We start from the raw sequence: 15,159 nt of genomic DNA, 5'->3' as shown, positions 1-15,159 counted from the left end.
CGTATCATACAGGTCCAGTTTCACTGCGTCCCATGTGCCACTCAAGGCCTTCCCCGAGCGTGTCACCCTTCAAGAACTCCGGTGCTTCTCCATGCTTGATCTGCTGTCCTACCGTTCCGTTCTGGCCTTCACAGGGGCTGATCGCCTTTCCTTCCTGCAAGGATTGATCACGAATGACGTCCAGCTTCTGACATCTGACACGGCTCTTTGGAGTGCACTTTTGACGCCGCAGGGGCGGTGGCTGAGCGAGTTTTTCCTGTTCAGCACGCCAGACAGCATTCTGATGGATTGCCCGGCGGATCACGCCGACATGCTGGTTAAAAAGCTGTCCCGCTTCCGCCTGCGCGCTGACGTTAAAATCGAAGCAACGGATTTTCAGGTCATCGTCGGACAGAACAGTCCGGCTCCGGTAGATGCCATTTGTGCAGCGAACGATCCACGCTGTGACGGTGCAGGGTGGCGGGCCGTGGTACAGCAAACCCCGACAGAGGCAGGACATGGAGGCATCTGGTTAAAAAAACGGCTTGAAAAAGGCCTCTCGGAAGCTGTCGACTTTGAGAGCGAAAAGACGCTGGCTCTTGAGGCCAATATGGATCTTCTGCACGGTGTATCGTGGAAAAAGGGTTGCTACATGGGTCAGGAATTGACGGCCCGGACGCATTATCGTGGGCTTTTACGCCGTCGCCTCCTGCCCGTTCAGATCCAGGATGGGGCTTTTCCTGAAGCAGGCGGGACGCTCGTTATGGGCGATAAGGAGGTCGGAGAACTACGCTCCCGTCAGGGCTCGCGCGCCTTGGCCATGCTGCGCCGTGAAGCATGGTCGTCTCCGGAACTTGCTTTTGAAGGCAAACCGGTCTCCGTTGTGTGGCCTGACTGGTTCCCTCTGGAGATGCGTTCGTGACCTACACCCCGCCTGCCCCCGCCGTCGTTGATGATATTATCAGCCAGACAAAGTTCGATGCGAATGGCCTGATTTCCGCCATCGCGCAGGACACGAAGGGCGTTATCTTGATGCTTGCATGGATGAACGCAGATGCCCTGCGGGAAACGCTGCTGACCGGCCGCGTCTGCTATTGGTCTCGCAGCCGCAAATCCCTGTGGCGGAAGGGTGAGACGTCAGGCCAGCAGCAGCATCTTCTGGAAGCCCGACTGGATTGTGACATGGATGCGGTTCTGATGATCGTGGATCAGACGGGCGTGGCCTGCCATACAGGCCGTCGAAGCTGCTTCTATCATGGGGTCACCCCGGACGGGCTGCGTGATACCTCGCAGCCCGAAATCAGCGCCGAAGAACTTTACGGACGCTGATCCGTTACGGCCGCCTGTGCTCCAGGGAGCGGCCAGCCCGGCATCATGAACGTTGCCGGGCAGTTATCCTGCACCTGCGGAGATGACCGATAAGACCCATTGGTCGGAAAAATCGAGAGTTTCTGCGGATCAAGTGTAAACCAGAGCTGCGTCAGAACGATTTTCCCATCATGATCGGGTTCGCACTGAAACTGGAGCGCCCGCTCTTCCCGCACACCGGTCAGTTGTACGAACATCGCCAGCAGGTCGTCTTTCTTCACCTGAAAACCGCTATGCTGCGCTAGCCACTGCCCATAAGCGGATGACGCAAAACGATCCCGCAACTGCATGGATGTAATGAAGAACTGATCTGCATCGTAGCCAAAGCAGCGGGCATGCTTAGTGTATTCATGCACATGCAACGGATGCTTCAGATGAGGAACGACACTGGCCAGTGCGTTTTCCGTGGCAGGCTGAAGCTTTGGCGGCGTGTCATCGTGATCGTAGATGTCACAACCCTTCATCCACCACTGCTGAACTGGGACGTTCTGCGCCTCAAGCGCATGCGGCTCGGACGCCCAGAGGCCATGCAAACCAATCAGATGACTATGCGGCTGACTAGCCATACACCCCCCGCCACCTGCGCAGAATCCTGGCTGCCAGGTCAGGGCCAGCGTGTCGTGACTAAAATCCGTATGCGTGACGGGTGTCAGGGATGGGCCTACAGGCGCCTGTGAAGAAACGCATCCTCCAAGAGCAAGGAGGGCAGCGACAACAAGCCGCTTCATGCCTTCAGTCCTTTGGCGTGATGGATCAGATGATCGGCGATGAAGGTCTGGATGAACCAGTAGGAGTGATCGTAAACGTCGTGATGGCGCATTTCGAGCGCCTGCCCGCTTTCCTTGGCCGCTTCAACGAGAGCATCAGCCCGCAGGTCGGAGAGGTACTGGTCCTGCAATCCCTGATCCACGAGAATCGTGGACGGGTGCTTGTGACCGTTCCTGAGCAACAGGGTTGGATCACATTGACGCCATTTCGACGGATCCCCGCCAAAATAGGCATCAAACGCCTTCTGGCCCCATGGAATGATGCTCGGATGACAGATGGGCGCAAAGGCTGAGACGGTTTTCCAAAACTCTGGATATTGCAGCGCCTGATTGAGCGCGCCCATCCCGCCCATGGAATGACCCATAATCCCTCTGCGTTGCCCATCCAGCGAAAACAGCGTTTCCGTCAGGGCTGGCAGTTCATGCCGGATATAGCTCTCCATGCGATAATGCCGGCTCCAGGGTTCAGCCGTCGCATCCACATAGAATCCTGCTCCTGACCCAAGATCATACGCGTCGTCTTCGCCTGAGGTACCCGTGTCACGTGGGGACGTATCCGGCGCCACCAGAGCAATGCCATGATCTGCGGCAAAACGAATGGCGTTGGATTTGATGAGGAAAGTTTCATGATTGGCTGTCAGACCAGCCAGAACGTGAAGAACCGGCACCTTTTGGCCGGCCAAAGCCTCCTTGGGTAGGAAGATCGAGAACGTAGCCGGAACGTCCAGAACTTCTGACTGATGTTTCAGAACACGCAGGGAGCCGCCACAACAGGCATGCTGCCCTACCGTTTCTACTGCTGGGTTTTGAGACGACATACTCAGTACTCCACAACGCTGCGGATGCTCTCACCACGCGTCATCAGGTCAAAGCCGTGATTGATCTCGGAGAGCTTGAGCTTGTGGGTAATGAGGGAATCAATGTCGATCCGCCCCTCCATGTACCAGTCGACGATTTTTGGAACATCTGTTCGACCGCGCGCGCCGCCAAACGCTGAACCAATCCAGCGACGACCCGTCACAAGCTGGAACGGGCGCGTGCTGATTTCCTGACCGGCCCCGGCAACACCAATGACGCAGGACACACCCCAGCCACGATGCGCGCTTTCCAGAGCCTGCCGCATGAGCGTGACATTGCCCACACATTCGAACGTGTAGTCCGCGCCACCCCCCGTGATTTCGATCAGATGCCCGACCAGATCGCCGTTGGGGCCAAGATCTTTCGGATTGACGAAATCCGTCATACCAAACTGGCGCGCCATGGCTTCACGGGCAGGATTAACGTCAATGCCGATGATGCGCGTTGCACCCACCATCTTTGCGCCCTGAATTACATTCAGACCAATCCCGCCGAGGCCAAAAACAGCCACAGTGGACCCAGGCTCGACCTGAGCCGTGAACATCACTGCACCAAGGCCCGTGGTCACGCCGCAGCCGATGTAGCAGACCTTGTCGAACGGAGCGTCCGGACGGATTTTTGCCAGCGAGATTTCTGGCAGAACCGTGAAGTTCGCGAAGGTTGAGCAGCCCATGTAGTGATGGATCGGCTGCCCTTTGTAGGAAAAGCGCGACGTTCCATCAGGCATCACGCCCTTACCCTGCGTAGACCGGATCGACGTACAGAGGTTTGTTTTGCGAGACAGGCAGGACGGACATTCCCGACATTCCGGCGTATAAAGCGGGATCACATGGTCTCCCGGTTTCAGATGCTTTACGCCCAGGCCGACCTCGCGAACAATCCCGGCACCCTCGTGCCCCAGAATGGCAGGAAACAGTCCTTCCGGGTCCTGACCGGACAGCGTGTACTTGTCAGTATGACAGAGGCCGGTCGCCTTGATCTCGACCAGAACCTCGCCTTCCTTCGGCCCTTCGAGCTGAACGGTATCGATTTCAAGCGGCTTGCCCGCTTCAAACGCGATTGCTGCAATGACGTCCATGTGCACTGACTCCCTGATGCGTTGCGACAAGGTGTCGCATTCGGGAAACCGGACGCAAGAGGCGCGTTATGCTTTCCTGCGGCCTCGTGAAACAAAGCTGTTGTGCTGGAAAGTTTCTTTCCCGTTTTGACTGGCAAAACTGCGCAAAACATCAGAAATCTTTTGGTGTTGGCCGGTCATACTTTTCACGGTTAGTTTCAGAGGTCATATCGCATTCAGGCAAGGAGCCTTCTGCTTGATCGTCAATCGCCAACACGGCCTGGCCATTCTCTTCAGAGAATCCCTGCCACCTATCCTTCTGCTGGCCCTCTGGGATCTTGTAGTCGTTATCCTTTTCCAGATTTACCATCAGGAATGGATGGACCAGCCTGCCCTCCCCATTTCCCTGATGGGGTCTGCGCTGGCCATCTTTCTTGGCATGCGTAACAACGCTGCCTATGCACGCTGGTGGGAAGGGCGAACCCTCTGGGGCTCGATCACCAACAACTGCCGGTCCTTTGGCCGTGAAGCGGCGTCCCTGCTGGGCGGTCGCCCCGATCTTGCACGGTATATGGCTGCCTACCCGCACGTCCTGCGTGCGGCACTCCGCGGAGATTCAACCGGTGAGGAAGTCGAAAGACTGCTTCCGGCTGACGTGCGCAGCAAGGTCTTTGCCTGTTCCAACACAGCAAATGCCCTGCTTTACGAAATTGGCCTTGGAGTGCAGCAGGAAGTAGAACTCAAGGGCATTGACGGTGCCGTTCATGGCACGGTGGATCGTATTCTTTCGGATATTGCCAACGCACAGGGCGGTCTCGAGCGTATCCGTAACACACCGCTTCCAGTGCAGTATTCCGTCATTCCTGAACTGGCTACGCATCTGTTCTGCATCATTCTGCCCCTGTCAGCAGTTCAGACACTGGGCTGGATCACGCCGCTTGGCTCCAGTGTGATCGGTCTGCTGTTCCAGATGCTGGATCGCAGTGGCCGTGACCTTCAGGAACCGTTCATCGCCAGCGTCCATGCCCTGCCAATGCACACCATGGCCCGAACCATTGAGCGCGATCTTCTGCAACCCATTGGAGAGCCTGCGCCGGCTCCCATCCAGCCCAGGCACGGGGTGCAGGCATGATTCAGATCGGATAATGCAGGACAGGAGGGGGTTTTTCTGGTATTGTCCAGAGCTATGAACACCTTCAAGACCCCCCCGAAGGGCGGCATGACCGACGAAATGGCTCGTGCCGCAGCCAAGAATACCGCCCGTCAGACCGATCCCGAGCACGGTTCAGATCCGTTCAGCGAGGGTGACTCCATCGTTTACGCAGCGCATGGCGTAGGCCGGGTGGACAAGATCGGTATGGTCGAAGTGGCCGATACCATGATCGAGATGATCCAGATCTCGTTCCCTGGCAACCAGATGACCCTGCGCATCCCGCTGGCCAAGGCGCGTAAAGCGGGTCTGCGTAAAATCGTAACGCGTGACATCGTCGACAAGGCGATGACGGTCATCAAGGGTAAGCCACATGTCAGCAAAGGCATGTGGGCCCGTCGTGCTGTCGCTTATCAGGAAAAGATCAACTCCGGTGATCTGATCCAGATTGCAGAAGTTCTGCGTGATCTGCGCCGCAACGTGGACAGCCTTGATGGCAGCTTCTCCGAACGCAAGCTGTTTGAGGCTGCACAGGAGCGCTTTGTGGCTGAAGTGGCTGTTCTTGAAAACACGGACCCTGCAACGGTTCTCGAGAACCTGACCAAGACCATGAAGGCCGCCTGAGCCTTCCCCAATTCTGCGATGTTTTCATTTAATTATGAAAACATCGCAGTTTGAAAAGCATCCTTCACCTTTCTTCCGCGTTGGCGACACGGAAAGCTCTTTCAGGATGCTTTACCCCATCATTTGAAATCCCTGACGTTCAAGGAGAGGTGAGGACCTATGCCCGCCCCTTACAGCAATCGTTTCGCCGGCAAGAAAGTACTCGTTACGGGTGCGTCCCAAGGTATCGGTGAGGCCACAGCCCTTCGCTTTGCAGAAGAAGGCGCTCAGGTCGCACTGAATGGCCGCAAGGAAGACAAGCTGATTGCTGTCCGCGACAAGCTTCCAAAGGTTTCTGGCGGCGAACACCCGATCGCCACGGGTGACATCTCTAAGGAAGAAGACGTCCGCCGCCTGATGCGCGAGAGCATCGAAGCCATGGGTGGACTGGATGTTCTGGTCTGCAACGCAGGTTACCAGATTCCGTCTCCGTCCGAAGACATCAAGCTGGAAGACTTTGAAGGCGTGATGGCCGTCAATGTGACGGGTGTAATGCTGCCCTGCCGCGAAGCCATCAAATACTGGCTCGAAAACGGCATTCAGGGCGCAATCATTGTGAACTCCTCTGTTCACCAGATCATCCCGAAGCCTCATTATCTCGGCTATTCCGCCTCAAAGGGCGCTGTGGGCAATATCGTCCGCACACTGGCGCTGGAATATGCGAGCCGTGGCATCCGAGTAAACGCGGTTGCGCCGGGGGCCATCGTAACGCCAATCAACATGTCGTGGATCAATGATCCGGAGCAGTATAAAGCCGTTTCCGATCACATCCCGATGAAGCGTCCGGGTGAAAGTCGCGAAATTGCCGATGCCATCACGTTTCTTGCCGCCGAAGACAGCACCTATATTACGGGTCAGACCCTCTATGTGGATGGTGGCCTGACGTTGTATGGTGACTTCGAAAAGAACTGGTCCTCGTAATCCATGACACCTTCCCTCACTGTTCTCATCATCGAAGATGATTTTCTGATCCGAACTTGCCTTGTGGAATTCCTGCAGGACAGTGGACTGGATGTGAGGGAAGCAGGAACCTGTGCCGAAGCGACTGCCTGCATCACTTCGGAGCCTCGTCTTGATGCGTTGGTAGCAGATATGGCTCTTCCTGATGGTGATGGCATGAGCCTGAGCCATCAGGCCCGCGAGCGCTGGCCGGATCTTCCGGTCATTTACATCAGTGGTCATGGTGATCTTCGCCGGAACGAAACATCCGGTGACCCGGCGCGAGACCGCTTTATTTCCAAACCCTACTCGCTTGCTGCCGTTCTGAAAGCTCTTCACGAGATGGCAGAGCCGGTTTCCGGTTAGGGCCTCTATAATGAATAGTGCCAGTGATCCCAGCACTCCTTCACCGGTCGAGCATCGCCTGAACGAAGCCGATCAAAGCCTCCGGGCGGGAGATGCTCACAAGGCACTGACTTTGCTTGCCCCTCTTCCAAACAGTCCTGCCGTCCATCTGAACAGAGGGCGCGCCTTTTTCCGCCTTGGCCAGTATCAGGCGGCCGCGACAGAGCTTGAAAAAGCGACCCTTCCCTTTGGGGGCCACGCTGTCGCAGCCGTTATTGACGAAGCAGTTGGCCTGCGTCGTAGAGCCGACCTTCTGCATCTGTTTTCAGAAAGCCGAAAAATCGCCCCGCATGACCCGCGCCTCCTAGATGCGCAGGGCAATATCTTCATGCATCTGGGACGCTTTGATGAGGCGGAAGTGTGCCTAAGGGAGAGCCTTAAGCGGCGCCCCAATGACAAGGGCACCCTCAATCTTCTGGCCATGAATCTCACGGAACAGGGACGTTTCGACGAAGCCTTGTTCATTCTCGATGGTCTGCGTCAGCGCGCGCCTGAAGAATGGGGGCCTGGCTGCAACATGGCTGCTATTCTCAATAATATCGGACGCCTTGAAGACGCGGCAAACATCTATCGAGAGACCATTCCCCTCGCCCCCAACGAAGCTGCACTTAGGCTGAATCATTCCATTGCCATGCTTAAAAGCGGTCGTATGGCTCAGGGGTGGGCCGAGCACGAATGGCGTTTCGGTATGCCTGGACATACCAACCTGCCGCAGAACCGACTTCTGCCCAATATTACGCCTTTCCTGGACCTTGAGGGAAAACGTGTCCTCGTGACGCAGGAGGAAGGTCTGGGCGATACGCTAATGTATCTCCGATATATCCCGGCTCTCGCCCGAACAGGCGCTATTGTTCATATCTGGGGCACGTCCACGCTGGCTGGCCTCTGCCGCCGCGTCGAAGGCACAACCATCGTGCAACATGGCGGAGAGACGCCAGACTATGACTACCACTGCCCCTTCATCAGCCTTCCCCGTGCGTTTTCCGCGACGCCTGACGCCATGGGCGCACCCGTTCCCTATCTGAAGGCCGATCCAGTCAAAGTCCTCCAGTGGAAGAAAATCTTGCATTCCGACCGCAAATTGCGTGTCGGCCTGGTTTGGGCGGGCGGCGCTCGTCCTGAAAATACAGGTGCACAGATGGTGGATCGCCAACGGTCCATGCCGCTCTCCGCGCTTGCGCCTCTGGCCGATCTGGAGGGGATCAGCTTTTACTCTCTTCAGAAGGACGAGCCCGCCCTGCAACGGCTCGACTTTCCCGGACATCTGATCGACTTCATGCCGCAATGTCTGGATATGGATGATACGGCGGCCCTCGTCTCATGCCTCGACCTTGTCGTATCTGTAGATACGTCCATGGTGCATCTGGCAGGAGGGCTTGGGAAACCTGTCATCATGATGGACAGGTTCAACAACTGCTGGCGCTGGCTTCATGGCCGGGACGACAGTCCGTGGTATCCGAAAATGAAAATCGTCCGCCAGACCCGTTTCCGGGACTGGTCGGACGTTGTAACCCGGGTCAGGTCTTTGCTTGAAGACGCAGTCAGCGCTCAGTAATCGAACCCGTAAGACAGACCAACGCTTGAGCCCGGATCGTTTTCCGGAGTCGTAAAGCCAGTCACCTGCCCGCCTGTTCCGACAGTCGTGTTAAGCTTGAGGCGCTTCGTCAGATCAATCTGAACCTGCGCCTGCGTACCGGACCCGGATGTAGCCTGTTTCGCGCCAACATAGACGCCCTTCATGACGTATTTTCCGGCTTCCACACTGGTCCCCCCGTTATCGACGCCACTACCGCCACCTACGGCGAGACGATCAAGCCCAAGCGCATTTCGCACTTTCCCGAGTGGGTCAAAAGACGAGCCCCCTGCAAGCTGAGCCACGGCAGCAGCAAGTTCAGCAAGCTGCGTGGTCGAGAGGGAATGTGCGTCTGTTCCGAAGAGCAGAATGGCCAGAACTTCATCCCGAGGCTGTGTCGGCACTGATGCGAAGTCGATCCTTGGTGCGCTGGCATAGCCAGTCACCAGAAGGCTCGCCAGCGTTCCCTTGGCATTACGGTCTGCGCGGAAATCCAGTGTCGGATCAAGCTTGTGGTTCACGCCCGTGCCATTGAACGCGACGCGTCCATGCGTGAAATTCAGGTTGATCCCAGCAAGGTTGAAGTTACCGCGCTTAAGGTCGAACCCGCCCGTCACGGACGGCGCGCTGCTGGTCCCACCCACATGCAGTTTGCCCTGCATTTCTGCATCCAGACCATGTCCCTGCACCACAAACTGGCCCGGCGAAATCACATCAATCGCCAGACCAATAATCAATGCACTGGTCGTGTCGGGTGCCTTCTGGCCAGGACGAACCACATCAAGCTGCGCCACAGAAGCCGGCATGGAGTTGGGGATGTTGACCGCCACGCTCGGCAGAACGATCTTCCCGTCCACATCGACACGGGTGGTGGCCTGTCCATGAATATGCAGGTCCGTGTTGATCGTGGCTGTTACCAGATCACTGGAGATCGGTCGCGCCTTGTTGGAAATAGCCTTGATATCCACCGGCAGACCCGGTCGGAACACACCGACTGTTCCCGTCAGACCAATCGTTCCCGGACCTGCATGAGCCAGAACGTTCTGAAGCGTCAGAGTGTCACCTGAGGCCACAATCGCACCGTTGATGTCCGTCAGACGGACACCCTGTGCGTAATGATCGAAAGAGACATTGTGCAGGTCAACCTGCCCGGTTGCCCGAGGCTGGGTTGCGTTTCCAGCGACATTCAGATTGATCCCGATCTGACCCTTCGTCGCCATGCCGCTCGCACCCAGCACACCGTTGGCAACGGACAGATCCACATGGCCAGTCGTGTTCAGGGCGATCGCGCCATCCTTGGACGTAGGCGCCGTTCCACGAACCGCGAGAGCCACTTTCGGGCCAGCCGAAAGCGTTGCATCCACCTTTGCCGTTTTTCCGGCGAGACCGATATTTGCCAGAATTTCCGCAGCTGGAAGCGACGCTGCGGGACCGGTCTGCATTTTCAGACCATGCGCACTCAGAGACACGGTTCCGGTCGGGGCATCCAGTGTTCCGCCCAGATTGGCCTTGGCGGAAATGGTGCCGCTTGCTGCCAGATCCGGGGCGAAAGGCTTGGCAATCGCAGGCGTCAGACGGTCCACCGTTGCCGTCAACGCAAGGCGAGGCTTGATCGAGCCTGCAACATCAATCGTTGCCGGCGCCACACCCTTTGGGGCCAGCGTCGCACGCAGATGATCCACGCCCATGACATCTCCGAAGGACACATTGGCTGGCCCACCCAGACGGATATATTCGTCTTTCGCCATCGCCGTCAGACGATCAATGCGGACGGTCTTCTTTGGCAGGTTGAGCAGAACAGCCGTATCGACATTGGCCGGTGCGCCCATGACATTCTGGAAAGCCCCATTTAGCGTCAGCGCCATGGCGGACTGCGGTCCTTTGACCGTCGCCCGGGCCTTACCCGTAATGTCCTGCGAACGAACGCCTGCCAGATCGAGCGTCAGATCCGGGGTTGGATCATCAATCGGATTGGAAATCAGGCCCTTCAATGTCAGGGACTGCACGCTCGCCTGAGCCATGGCCAACGCACCGTCAAGCCCAAGTTTGACCTGCGGCGGTGCGCCTTGTGGCTCGGTCGTATGAATGGCAAGAGCCAGATGCCCCTTGATGGCCTGGCCAATCAGACGCTGGAAATCCGCAAGGTTCCTGATGCTGAGATCCAGATCTCCCAACGGGACCTTTGCGCCGTTTGGAAGACGAAGTTTGCCCTGCCCGGTGAGGCTGTTCCAGCTCAGCTTGTTCAGATCGACATGGAATGCGCCATCATCCGTTTTCTGCACGGCGCTATCAAGCACCAAGGGTGCATGATCCAGCGTTCCATGCGCCGTCAGGGTACCCTGAGGATGCGAGGGCAGATGCTGGAAATCCGCATCCAACGCCACTGGCCCCTTCGCTACATCCTTTGTTCCAAACTCGCCTTCCAGCCCGGCTTTGACCGCCAGATCATCGGTCGGCCCGTCCGCCGTGGCCGTCAGGGTCGTATTCCCGAGAAGTGTCGGGCTGACCTGTTTCAGATCGGGCAACGTAACCGTTGCCTTGGTCTGCATCCGGTTGCCATGCGCCATATCCACGATGGCCGACACCAGAACATGGAGCGCCTGACCATCCAGCCCGAAATTCTTCACCGTCAGAACATTGGCCGGGGACTTGCTGAGCTCCAGGGCCAGATGACCGTCCTTGCCGATCAGGTGCAGAGCCTGCGGCTGACCACCCGTGATGGAAATCGTACCTGTGCTTTGGACCGTCAGGTCATCATGATCCGTCACAGGCATTGCGAAATCTGCCGCCAGTGCAGCGTTTCCGCTCAGATCCGTGCTGCCCATGGCAGCAAGCGGGTGCAAATCCGGCAATGTCAGCGTGATGTGACCGGACGCTGCTGGCTTGAGCGTCGTGTTCGCGGCCATCTGGATCAGCGGGTGACTGATGGTCGCCACAACCGGCATAGTCGTCGCGAGCGGATGCGCGGTCACATCCAGCGTCAACGGGGAAGATGCCAACAATGTGGGCTGAGGTCCGGGCACACGCAGACCCGTCAGGGCGGCCTGAAGATGCGCGACTGTATCTTCAGGCTTGGGCGTTTCGGTCCCGTCAAATGTCGCGTGCAAATGCCCGATGGAAGCGCCCCCCGCGGTCAAAGCGTCAATGTCCAGAAGACCCTGCCCTGCGGGGGCCTTCAGCGGCCCATGCAGATCGGTATTCAGGGCAATCGCATTCCAGCCAATTCCCGGCTTCAGGGTCATGGCAGGCGCATTGGCCTTGACGTGCAGCGTTGCCACATTGGTGTAGAGATTGATCTGACCGGTTGAGGAGGCCGTAATCGGCCCGGCGCTCAGCCCGAAATCAAGAGCAGCAGCGGTGCGCGGTCCGGACAGATTCAGATGCGTATCTACTGGATCAAGCTGCGGCAGTTGCCCAAGCGTGGTCGCAAACCCGTTGACGCCTTCCTTATAGGTAAGCGCCAGCACAATACGGTCTTTGGGGGTTTGAGCCGCCAGCGTCATGCCACCCGGCGCATCCAGACGGTTCAGTTGCAGCGCGATATCCATTTTCGGAAGCGACTGCATTGTCACGCCATTCAGGAATGGCGCGATTGACGCGATATGCGAGTGACCGTTCAGCGTGAAGACCGTGGGCTTACCCGTGAAGTCAGGCCCGATTTCGATACGGCCGACATTCAGCGCATCCAGATCTACCCGGATATTGAGCTTCGACGGGCCGGACTTCGTCTGCGCCTCGGTCGTCTGAGCCGTATCTGACACAGGGCTGCGCAGCAGTGCCAGACGGCTGGCACTCAGAACCTTGACGTGCGCATCCATGTGCAGAAGGGAGAGCGGAGACCAGCGGAGCTCAAAATGATCCAGCTCCAGCCAGACACCCTTGCTGTCCTTCACTCGGAGTTCCGCCAGCGTCAGATGCTGCGGAAGCGCGCCGGACAGCCCGGCGATCTGCACCATGCCCCCCGTCAGTGGGCCGACCTTGCTTTCGATCAGCCGCTGCCCTGGCCCGATATTGATGCCGATTAGCACGATCACGAGCGCCAGAACAACCAGTCCAAGCGGAACGCCGACAACGAGACCAACGATCCAGAGAATGATCCTGCGGGCGCGCATCAGAAAGTCTCCCCAAGACCGATATAGAGTTCCCATTTGTCGCCATAAGCCGGGCGGTTCATGGGAAGGGCAACGTCAACACGAATAGGTCCGATCGGCGTGAAGTAACGAACACCCGCGCCATAGCCAACACGAAGCGTGCCCTGCCCCGGACGGGAGCCAGTCCCGACCTGACCGGCATCGACGAAAGCCGCCATACCCAGATTCATTGGCAGCCGCTGGCGAAACTCGACCGTTCCCGCATCCAGAGACGTACCGCCAATGGCATATTTCGTTCTGCCATACTGCGGCCCCACGCCCTGATACCGGAAGCCACGAACCGTCGCAGGTCCACCCGCGTAGAGCCGCTGATCCGGCGGGATCTGGTAGGTGGATGCCCCCTGAACCGACCCAACCGTGCCACGCACCGCAATGATGCTCTTACCGGGTTTGGTCAGCCCGATCCGGGCAAGGTCAAAGTATGTTGAGACCTGCGCAGACAGGAGGGTGAAGAAGGACGTTCCATTTTCCAAAGATACGGACGGCGTAGCGGACAGGGCGGCCCGAATACCATGTGTTGCCGGGTCGATCGGATTGGAAAGCTGGGTGCTGTCATAGGTCGCGCTCAATGGCGCGGACACGATGAAATAGTTTCGTGTGTCGCCAAATTGCTGGATCTGCTCCTGCATCCCCATGAGGCCGCCCGACACGTACCAGAACTTGCCAAGACGTCGGCCGATGCCTCCGCGAAGAATGAAGGCCGTCTGATGATAGGAATACAGAAGCTGCCGCACCGCTTCCACACGCAGGCTCAGGTTCTGGTTTTTATGCAGGAAGTCCGGCTTGCTGAAATCTGCATAAACATCGTAGCCCAGACCCTGCTGGGCTGAGCCGCCGAGGCCTGTCAGCAGAGCTGTCAGCTTGAGCTGCTCGGCATTCCCCAGAAGATTATGATGCGTCCAGGTGACACCGGCACGTCCACCCAGATCGGTCGAGTACCCGGCCTGAACCGCAACGGTGCGCCGCTTGGCTTCCTTGAAATCGAAGTCGATCGGCATGGCCTGAAAAACTCCAGGCACCAGCGTCTTACCCGGTCCAAGCGTGACGATCGGCGGCGCATTATGAACCTGAACCGACGAAAATACGCCCACAGCCGCGAGATCCTGACGAGCCGCCTCAATCTTGGACGGCTGATACAGCTCGCCTTCCTTGATCGTCAGACGGCGGCGAAGGAACGACTGGTGCACACGTTGCAAGCCATCCATCCCGACGGGACCAATGACAACCTTCGGACCTCTCCCAACGCGGAAGACAATATCCAGCGTATTGTCATGCGGCTGAAGATAGGCAAGCGGCGTGGACACATCCGCGACCGCATACCCCTCTTCCTGCAACTGGGTGAGAAGATTTCCCTGTGCGGCAAGCACATCGGAAGCCACTGCTGGCTGTCCGGATTTCAGCTTGAACGCTTTCAGTTCTTCCGCAGTCAGTTCCACGGGTTCACCCTGAGCCGTAGCGTCTCCCGCTGTCTCTGGCGCGCCCATTTTCTCTGCTGTCTGAGCCTTACTGTTCGCTGGAGCCGCACTTCCTTTTGGAGACGGTGATTTCGCAGCTGCATCAGATGGCTGAACTGCTTTGGGCGGCGGTGTTGTCAGGCTAATCTTGCCGAGATGGAATTGTGGCCCCATGGTAGCGGAAAGGGTAATGCTGACCTTTCCGCCTTTGGGAAGCGCATTCAGAGCATCCGGCAGTGCAGGATCACGTCCATCCAGTTCCCGATCACCGACCTTGATACGAATTGTAACCGTCCCCGCATAATAGCCCTGGGACTGCAATGCCGTGTCCACACGGTCGTAATCCGCACGGATACGTCCCGCTAACGCATAAGGTCCAACAGCATGGGTCGTCTTCAGTGTTTGAAGCTGGGACGAGGCCTGGATGGCGGCATCGACCTCCGCATTTTTAGTCGGCTGAAGGGTAACAGAATACGGAACGGTTTTCTCGGCCTCCTCCCCGCTGGAGGGCGCATCTGCCCATGCTTTCTCAACATGACAGCAGGATGCCATGACGCCGAAAGCAAGGGAAAAGGAAACAACTGACGAGCGATGGCCTGGCTTCACCGGAGGTCCTGAAAATCCGTTTTGAGGAGGGATCGAACCGGGAAGGATCGACCCTTTGGAGCGGATCCGCAAAAGACGGCCGCATACTCTTCTGGCTCTATCCTGAACACGCACGCCAAGTCCACCGAAGACCCTCCCTGTTATAGCCGATAGATACGCCTGAAAGACAAACAAGATTGTCTAGGTCTT

General features: G+C 57.6%; 12 protein-coding genes. 7 read left to right on the top strand and 5 right to left on the bottom strand.

Going from position 1 to position 15,159, the window contains the following annotated elements; all coding sequences use genetic code 11:
* Positions 1-91: 91 nt before the first annotated feature.
* Positions 92-901: a CAF17-like 4Fe-4S cluster assembly/insertion protein YgfZ gene (gene ygfZ / locus HKD32_RS11075; RefSeq protein ID WP_061931785.1), complete on the top strand. Its 810-nt coding sequence runs from the start codon at positions 92-94 to the stop codon at positions 899-901.
* The gene (gene hisI, locus HKD32_RS11070; RefSeq protein WP_023945453.1) at positions 898-1,308 is read left to right on the top strand and encodes a phosphoribosyl-AMP cyclohydrolase; all 411 of its coding nucleotides are present in this window, start codon (positions 898-900) and stop codon (positions 1,306-1,308) included. Before ygfZ ends, hisI begins: the two co-directional genes overlap by 4 nt.
* Here hisI and HKD32_RS11065 read toward each other — a convergent pair.
* From HKD32_RS11065 to HKD32_RS11055, 3 genes are read right to left on the bottom strand one after another with little or no spacing between them, the layout of a single operon-like run.
* The gene (locus HKD32_RS11065) at positions 1,296-2,075 is read right to left on the bottom strand and encodes a ribonuclease T2 family protein (RefSeq protein ID WP_061931783.1); all 780 of its coding nucleotides are present in this window, start codon (positions 2,073-2,075) and stop codon (positions 1,296-1,298) included. The genes hisI and HKD32_RS11065 overlap by 13 nt on opposite strands.
* Positions 2,072-2,932 (bottom strand): S-formylglutathione hydrolase, encoded by an 861-nt coding sequence (fghA, locus tag HKD32_RS11060; RefSeq protein ID WP_061931782.1) that lies wholly within the window; start codon positions 2,930-2,932, stop codon positions 2,072-2,074. The genes HKD32_RS11065 and fghA overlap by 4 nt, the downstream gene beginning before the upstream one ends.
* 2 nt (positions 2,933-2,934) lie before the next feature.
* On the bottom strand, positions 2,935-4,050 hold the full coding sequence (locus tag HKD32_RS11055; RefSeq protein ID WP_194257994.1) for an S-(hydroxymethyl)glutathione dehydrogenase/class III alcohol dehydrogenase: 1,116 nt from the start codon (positions 4,048-4,050) through the stop codon (positions 2,935-2,937).
* 235 nt (positions 4,051-4,285) lie between these two features.
* Between HKD32_RS11055 and HKD32_RS11050 the strand changes: the two genes are divergently transcribed.
* The 5 genes from HKD32_RS11050 to HKD32_RS11030 all read left to right on the top strand — a co-directional run bounded on the left by HKD32_RS11050 (position 4,286) and on the right by HKD32_RS11030 (position 8,741).
* Positions 4,286-5,161 (top strand): bestrophin family protein, encoded by an 876-nt coding sequence (locus HKD32_RS11050; protein WP_194257993.1) that lies wholly within the window; start codon positions 4,286-4,288, stop codon positions 5,159-5,161.
* 54 nt (positions 5,162-5,215) lie between these two features.
* A complete protein-coding gene (locus HKD32_RS11045) occupies positions 5,216-5,803 on the top strand; it encodes a CarD family transcriptional regulator (protein WP_010502469.1) in 588 nt (195 codons plus the stop codon).
* Positions 5,804-5,962: 159 nt separating this feature from the next.
* Positions 5,963-6,763 carry an SDR family NAD(P)-dependent oxidoreductase gene (locus HKD32_RS11040; protein ID WP_194257992.1) on the top strand — a complete coding sequence of 267 codons (801 nt, stop codon included), beginning with the start codon at positions 5,963-5,965 and terminating at the stop codon, positions 6,761-6,763.
* Between the two features lie 3 nt (positions 6,764-6,766).
* Positions 6,767-7,147, top strand: coding sequence for a response regulator (locus HKD32_RS11035; RefSeq protein ID WP_061931775.1), 381 nt, complete (start codon positions 6,767-6,769; stop codon positions 7,145-7,147).
* Between the two features lie 10 nt (positions 7,148-7,157).
* Complete coding sequence (locus HKD32_RS11030) at positions 7,158-8,741, top strand: tetratricopeptide repeat protein (protein WP_194257991.1); 1,584 nt, start codon at positions 7,158-7,160, stop codon at positions 8,739-8,741.
* Here HKD32_RS11030 and HKD32_RS11025 read toward each other — a convergent pair.
* Together HKD32_RS11025 and HKD32_RS11020 are read right to left on the bottom strand one after the other, a co-directional pair.
* Positions 8,735-12,871, bottom strand: a complete 4,137-nt coding sequence (locus tag HKD32_RS11025) for a translocation/assembly module TamB domain-containing protein (RefSeq protein WP_194257990.1) — start codon at positions 12,869-12,871, stop codon at positions 8,735-8,737. The genes HKD32_RS11030 and HKD32_RS11025 overlap by 7 nt on opposite strands.
* On the bottom strand, positions 12,871-14,970 hold the full coding sequence (locus HKD32_RS11020; protein WP_194257989.1) for a BamA/TamA family outer membrane protein: 2,100 nt from the start codon (positions 14,968-14,970) through the stop codon (positions 12,871-12,873). Before HKD32_RS11020 ends, HKD32_RS11025 begins: the two co-directional genes overlap by 1 nt.
* Positions 14,971-15,159: the final 189 nt, after the last annotated feature.

Source organism: Gluconobacter japonicus (assembly GCF_015244665.1).
Lineage (GTDB): Bacteria > Pseudomonadota > Alphaproteobacteria > Acetobacterales > Acetobacteraceae > Gluconobacter > Gluconobacter japonicus.
Note: the sequence above shows the minus strand (reverse complement) of the source record. Positions and strands in the feature narration are given on the sequence as shown.